This window comes from Sporosarcina luteola (assembly GCF_007991495.1).
In the GTDB taxonomy this organism is placed as follows: Bacteria; Bacillota; Bacilli; order Bacillales_A; family Planococcaceae; genus Sporosarcina; species Sporosarcina luteola.
In genome coordinates this window covers 1-4,833 of sequence record NZ_BJYL01000043.1, presented here as the reverse complement: position 1 = coordinate 4,833, position 4,833 = coordinate 1, and the positions used below count along the sequence as shown (strand labels likewise).

Here is a 4,833-nt window from a genome sequence, read left to right as displayed (position 1 = left end):
GGCGCCCTGCGCTTTAGTTTAATGATACCTGATTTTTGACAATAGTACTATGAATGAATACGATAACAAATGAAGGGAAATGAAGCAAATGGAACAAGCTAGAACTTTGAAAAGTCTTCAAGAAGATGTTCATACTTATATATCGGGTTTTGAAGAGGGATATTTTCCTCCAATGGAACTGATGGCACGACTTACAGAAGAGTTAGGGGAGCTTTCCAGAGAAGTCCAACATGTGTACGGTATGAAAAAGAAAAAAGCGACTGAAGAGATCAGGTCGTTGGAAGAAGAGACAGGTGATTTGCTATTTGTCCTTATCAGCTTTGCGAATTCTCAAGGAATCGATTTGGAGAATGCCTTATCAGCCGTCTTACAGAAATTTAAAGAGCGCGATGCTGATCGCTGGACGCGAAAGGGTGGAAATTGATGAAAATTAAAGTTGCAATAGCGGGTGCCCGTGGAAGAATGGGAACGACTGCGATTGAAGCGATTGAGGAAGCAGCCGATGCAGAAGTGGTTGCTGCACTTGATTATAAATACGATGGGCTGCATTTACATAATGCTTCCGTCAATGACGGAAAACTGGGGATTCCGATATACACATCGCTTTCCACTTTGTTTGAAGAACATCATCCCGCTGTGCTTTTAGACGTGACGGATCCGGATGCTGTTTTTCACAATGTGAAAGAGGCTTTAGCACTTGGCATCCATCCTGTCGTCGGCACGTCTGGTTTGACGAATGAGGAGTTGCAGGAAATCGCACAACTCGTGGAGTCGACGCGAACAGGGGGAATCATTGCGCCAAACTTTTCGATAGGCGCGGTACTGATGATGAAATTTGCCGCACAGGCAGCGCGCTATTTAGGCGATGTTGAAATACTTGAAATGCACCATGATCGAAAATTGGATTCCCCTTCAGGAACGGCTGTCAAAACAGCGGAAATGATCAAAGAAAATCGCCCTCCGCATATTCAAGGCCACCCAGAAGAGCAAATTCATTTGCAAGGGGCTCGCGGAGCTGATGTGGAAGGGATGAAAATCCATAGTATCCGCTTACCGGGATTGCTTGCCCATCAGCAAGTGCTTCTTGGAGGCGAAGGGGAATTGCTGACAATCCGACATGACTCTTTCGATCGAAAAAGTTTCATGCCAGGTATTATGATGGCGGTTCGCAAAGTGATCGGTCGTAATGATCTGATTTACGGCTTGGAAAATATTATCGATTAACGCGTTGCATGAAAGGTGATTATATGAAAAAGTTGAAAGTCGGTGTAATTTGTTACCCTACATTGGGAGGTTCAGGCGTTGTTGCGACTGAACTTGGAATGAAAATGGCGGAAAGAGGTCATGAAATGCATTATATCTCTTCCGGCAGGCCATTCCGTTTAATGGATGTCCATCCAAACATTCATTTCCATGAAGTTATCATAGATGGCTATGCCGTTTTTAAATACCCTCCATACGATATCGCCTTGGCGAATAGGATTGCGCATGTAATCCAGAAAGAAAAGCTTGATCTGTTGCATGTGCACTATGCGGTGCCACATGCCATTTCAGCAGCGCTTGCCAAAGATATGGCGAAATCGGATATTGGGGTCATCACAACATTACACGGCACGGACGTGACGATACTTGGTCATGATCCTGCGTTAAAAAATACGGTTCGTTACGGCATCGAGAAATCGGATATAGCGACGGCTGTTTCTGAATCTCTTCGACAAGAGACATTTTCATTGATTGAACCTGAAAAAGAAATACTGACGATTTACAATTTTATCGATGAAGAGAAATATAAGCCTGTTCATCCGGGTTCATTAAAAAAAGATTTGGGAATCAATGAAAATGATAAAGTCATCATCCATGTTTCGAACTTCAGAAGTGTTAAAAGGATTTCAGATATCATCGATAGTTTTAAGACGATCCGAAAGGAAATCAATTCGAAACTGCTATTAGTCGGTACTGGGCCTGAAAAGATCGAAATGATGGAAAAGGCGAAGCGAGAAGGATTGGCTAATGACATCATCTTCACGGATAAACGTGACGATCTGCCTGAACTACTGGCAATTAGTGACCTCATGTTCCTATTATCCGAAAAAGAGGCTTTTGGGCTTGTCCTGTTAGAAGGCTTTGCGTGTGGGGTCCCTGCAATTGCGACCAATATTGGCGGCATACCGGAAGTGATAGAGGATGGAGAGAACGGCTACCTTGTTGAACTGGGCGACGTCGAAAGTGCTGCCGATAAAGCATTATGGCTTTTGCAAGATCCTGTTAAACATAAATTGTTTCAGGAGAATGCAATGCGCACAGTCCATCAAAAATTCGATTCAGCATCTATCGTTGCACAATATGAAGAACTTTATTACAAAGTGGCGGAATTGAAATAATGAATGCATTCGGAACAGATTCAAGCCGAAAAGTCATTCAGCAATTGGAGAGCGCCGGGCACGAAGCCGTATTTGTCGGCGGCTCCATTCGGGACTATCTATTGGGGAAAGATGCTTCTGACATCGACATTGCAACATCAGCATCACCAGATGAGGTGAAAAGAGTATTCCCCCATACGTTCGACGTTGGCATTGCTCATGGAACCGTACTCGTCATGATGGATCATGAGCCGATAGAAGTTACGACATATCGCACAGAAAGTACATATACCGATCATCGAAGACCCGATGAAGTGATATTCGTCAAATCATTAAAAGAAGATTTGCAGAGACGTGATTTTACAATCAATGCACTAGCCTTAACGCTAGAAGGTGAATTGATCGATCCATTTGGCGGGAAGGAAGATCTTGAAAAACAGGTGATACGCTCGGTAGGCAATGCAAGTGATCGGTTTGATGAAGATGCATTGCGGATGGTGCGGGCTGTAAGGTTTTCCTCGGTACTAGGATTCGATATTGAAAAATATACGCTCAAGGCAATTTCGGACTATGCGAAAATGATTCAGCACGTTTCCGTGGAACGGATCAAAGTGGAAATGGACAAGTTATGGATGGGCATCGAACCGGAAAAGGCGTTGACCTATATTGTGGAGACCGGCTTATCGGAGCATTTGCCAAAATTCCCGGATGAGGTTCATCGGTTAGCCTCCTGCGCGCCGTTTACAGCAGCTGCACAAGGTTGGTCGGCATTGATGCTAAGCGGTCAATTCACTGCCGGTGAAATTGCGGCTGCCTATAAGATGTCCAATCGTGAGAAGGCTTTCTTAACCGCCGTCCAAGACGCGTTCGATAGCAGACTGACAGGGCGGTTTACGACCGACCATTATTATCGATTTACTTTTGATGTATTGACTGCCGCGGAAAAGGTGTGGCATGCCTTTCATCCAACAGAATACCGGATATCTGAGGATGAAATGGTCCAAAATCAGCGGGAATTGCCAATCAGATCAAAGGACGAACTGGAGGTCGATGGCAGAGACCTTATGACGTGGACTGAGCAAAGAGGCGGAAGATGGGTAGGCGAATGGATGGACAAAATTGAAAAGGCAGTGCTCTACCGTACTTGTCCGAATGACGCGGAAAAGATAAAGGGATGGTTTCTCAATGAATACAAACGTGAAAAATGAATTATTGAAGCGGCTATTTGAAGCGAAAGGCGAACCGGTTTCAGGACAAGAATTTGCTGAACAGTTCGGTTTGTCCAGAACAGCCATTTGGAAATATATAAAAGAATTTGAAGAAGACGGATATGAAATTGCTTCTATCCGTAAAAAAGGGTATGTCCTCATCTCTTCGCCAGACCGAGTGAATTCAGCGAATATCCAAAAGCATCTCGGAACCTCATCGTACGGTAGAACGATTGACTATTATGAGAGCGTACAATCAACACAGATCATTGCACATGATGCCGCTCAGGCTGAAGCAGCGGACGGAACACTCATCGTTGCAGAAGAGCAGACAGCAGGGAAGGGAAGATTGTCCCGGCCATGGAGCTCGACAGCGAATAAAGGAATCTGGATGAGTTTGATCATCAGGCCTTCCTTAATGCCGCAACAGGCACCACAAATGACATTAGTTTCTGCCGTCGCCATCGTCCGCGCGATCGAAGAACTCACTCAACTAGAAGCGACAATCAAATGGCCGAACGATATAATGATCAACGGTAAAAAAATGACGGGCATCCTGACCGAACTGCAATCCGATCCCGACCGGGTAAAAGCAATCATCATCGGAATCGGCATGAACGTCAACCAAGGCGAAGACGATTTCCCGGACGAACTGAAACCAATTGCAACATCATTAAAAATGGCAACCGGAGAGCATATCGACCGAGCAAAACTCATTGCCGGCATCCTTAACTACTTGGAATTATATACAAAAATGTACGAAAAACATGGCTTCGGGCCAATCAAACTACTCTGGGAAGGCTATTCAAACACAGCCGGCAAAAGAGTAAGAGCCGTCATGTTGAACGAAACAATAGAAGGCACCGCCTTAGGCATTTCTGAAGAAGGTCTATTAGAACTTCGCCTCGATGACGGTTCAGTAAGAGGTATTTATTCAGCGGATATTGTACTTCAATAATAGTAGGACTCTTTTAGTTGATTGTAGCGGAAAGCGTCCGCCTGAAGCGGAAATCAACCGCACACACCCGATTGCATATTATTAGTTTATTTCATATATACAAATATAGTTTCATTTGCTATAGTTATGGCGAAGGGCAGTATCAACCGGAACTGCACCTGCAAGAAACAACAACAACTCAATAATATCTGCCTTGATCTTGTGAAAGACAGGGACGGAGGAAACCAATCTGCTAGCATACACAACCCTTCTGTCCATTTTTGGCATGAAGGGTTTTTCTTTTCGGTTTTCTCCTTTCATTCAAACT

Annotated in this window: 5 protein-coding genes; all 5 read left to right on the top strand. The window is 44.4% G+C overall.

What is annotated here, in order from left to right; all coding sequences use genetic code 11:
* Nucleotides 1-88: 88 nt before the first annotated feature.
* From SLU01_RS14965 to SLU01_RS14945, 5 genes are read left to right on the top strand one after another with little or no spacing between them, the layout of a single operon-like run.
* On the top strand, nt 89-424 hold the full coding sequence (locus SLU01_RS14965; protein WP_147059776.1) for a nucleotide pyrophosphohydrolase: 336 nt from the start codon (nt 89-91) through the stop codon (nt 422-424).
* Nucleotides 424-1,224, top strand: a complete 801-nt coding sequence (gene dapB, locus SLU01_RS14960; RefSeq protein WP_147059774.1) for a 4-hydroxy-tetrahydrodipicolinate reductase — start codon at nt 424-426, stop codon at nt 1,222-1,224. Before SLU01_RS14965 ends, dapB begins: the two co-directional genes overlap by 1 nt.
* Before the next feature lie 23 nt (nt 1,225-1,247).
* A complete protein-coding gene (gene bshA / locus SLU01_RS14955; protein WP_147059772.1) occupies nt 1,248-2,381 on the top strand; it encodes an N-acetyl-alpha-D-glucosaminyl L-malate synthase BshA in 1,134 nt (377 codons plus the stop codon).
* A complete protein-coding gene (locus SLU01_RS14950) occupies nt 2,381-3,568 on the top strand; it encodes a CCA tRNA nucleotidyltransferase (RefSeq protein WP_147059770.1) in 1,188 nt (395 codons plus the stop codon). The genes bshA and SLU01_RS14950 overlap by 1 nt, the downstream gene beginning before the upstream one ends.
* Nucleotides 3,546-4,526 carry a biotin--[acetyl-CoA-carboxylase] ligase gene (locus tag SLU01_RS14945; protein ID WP_147059767.1) on the top strand — a complete coding sequence of 327 codons (981 nt, stop codon included), beginning with the start codon at nt 3,546-3,548 and terminating at the stop codon, nt 4,524-4,526. Before SLU01_RS14950 ends, SLU01_RS14945 begins: the two co-directional genes overlap by 23 nt.
* Nucleotides 4,527-4,833: the final 307 nt, after the last annotated feature.

Excerpts from the sequence above, each read along its gene's own strand:
- SLU01_RS14965 (WP_147059776.1), top strand. The coding sequence starts at position 89 with ATGGAACAAGCTAGAACTTTGAAAAGTCTTCAAGAAGATGTTCATACT.
- dapB (WP_147059774.1), top strand. The coding sequence starts at position 424 with ATGAAAATTAAAGTTGCAATAGCGGGTGCCCGTGGAAGAATGGGAACG.
- SLU01_RS14950 (WP_147059770.1), top strand. The coding sequence starts at position 2,381 with ATGAATGCATTCGGAACAGATTCAAGCCGAAAAGTCATTCAGCAATTG.
- SLU01_RS14945 (WP_147059767.1), top strand. The coding sequence starts at position 3,546 with ATGAATACAAACGTGAAAAATGAATTATTGAAGCGGCTATTTGAAGCG.
- bshA (WP_147059772.1), top strand. The coding sequence starts at position 1,248 with ATGAAAAAGTTGAAAGTCGGTGTAATTTGTTACCCTACATTGGGAGGT.